Annotated in this window: 1 protein-coding gene; it reads right to left on the bottom strand. The window is 69.6% G+C overall.

What is annotated here, in order from left to right; all coding sequences use genetic code 11:
* Window positions 1-22: 22 nt before the first annotated feature.
* Window positions 23-1,102: an IS110 family transposase gene (locus AB0C15_RS32555; protein WP_357358597.1), complete on the bottom strand. Its 1,080-nt coding sequence runs from the start codon at window positions 1,100-1,102 to the stop codon at window positions 23-25.
* Window positions 1,103-1,397 lie beyond the last annotated feature (295 nt).

Raw genomic sequence — 1,397 nt, 5'->3', positions numbered from 1 at the left:
CGCCGATCTGTGAGTGAGGTTGTCAAGGGGTGCGGTGGTGGGTGGTGATGGTGCGGTAGAGCTGTCGGGCGATGTAGCGCTTGAGGCAGCGGGTGATTTCTCTGGTGGTGCGGCCTTCGGCACGGCGTCGGTTGATGTAGTCGCGGGTGTTGGGGTCGATGCGGCGGCGGGTCAGGGCGATGGTGTGTAGGGCGCTGTTGAGGGTTCTGTCGCCGCCGCGGTTGAGGCGGTGTCGGTCGGTGCGGCCGCTGGCCACGGGTATGGGGGCGGCGCCGGCGAGGGTGGCGTAGGCGGCTTCTGATCGGACGCGGCCGGGGTGGGACCAGGCGGTGAGGGCGATCGCGGCGGTGACGGGTCCGACTCCGGGTTGGTCGAGCAGGGGTGGGCACAGGTCAGCGACGAGGGCGCGTAGGTGCCGGTGGTTGTCGGCCAGTGCGGCGTCGAGGGTGTGGATGTGACGGGCGAGGGTGGCCAGTTCGCGGCGGCGGGTGTGTTCCTCGATGGGTAGGTGGGCGCTCTCGGGTAGGTCGAGGGCGGCCAGGCAGGTGATCTGGCTGGCGGTACTGAGCCCGCGGAGGGCGTGACGCAGGGTGTCGTCGGCGGTCAGGATCAGCGCCTTGACCAGGTTGACCGTGGCGGTGCGCGCGTCGCTGTGGTGGCGGCGGCAGACCAGCAGGAGACGCAGCGCCTCGCGTGGTCCGTCACTGCGGGGCACGGCGACGCGGTCGACGGGCAGTGCCAGCACCGCGTGGGCGGCGGCGACCGCGTCCAGCTGATCGGACTTGCCGCCCCGACGGCGGGCCGCCGCGGCGGGTTTGGGTGCCTCGCAGACCGATTCACCGGCAGCGCTCAACAGCCGACACAGTCCCTGACCGTGCGCCCGGGTGCCTTCCACCGCCCACAACCGGCGCCCGTGCGGCGGGGTATGCGCGGCGGCGAACGCCAGCAGCTGACTCAACCCGTCCGGGTCGGTGGACACGGTGACCTGCGCCAACACCGCCCCGAGCCGGTCGAGCACCGCAGCGGTGTGCGTGTCCGTGTGGGTATCCACCCCCACCACCACGTCATAGCGATCCGTAACCCGCTCTACGATCTGTGCCATCTCGGGTTGTTGCTCCTTTGCCAGTGACGACCGGGACAGTCGGCGTCGGCTCGGGATGCAGTCACCTCAGCGGCAAATCTGTGATGGGCCACGTGTGCTCGCACGGGCAGGCTTCTGATCAGGCCAGCAAGGTGGGCCGGGCCGGCGCCGACGACCACCTGGGGACAGGTCTTGCACAAGGCACACCCGCACTCCGAGCGGCCGGATCGGCAACGAGTCACCCAAATGATCATTGACGCCGAACCCTATCGGCAACCGACCGAACCGATCACCACAGACATAGAAGCGTCTTGCA

The sequence above is a fragment of the Micromonospora sp. NPDC048835 genome (assembly GCF_040649995.1).
GTDB lineage: Bacteria > Actinomycetota > Actinomycetes > Mycobacteriales > Micromonosporaceae > Micromonospora.
This window is presented reverse-complemented; position numbering and strand designations above follow the sequence as displayed.

Excerpts from the sequence above, each read along its gene's own strand:
- AB0C15_RS32555 (WP_357358597.1), bottom strand. The coding sequence starts at position 1,102 with ATGGCACAGATCGTAGAGCGGGTTACGGATCGCTATGACGTGGTGGTG.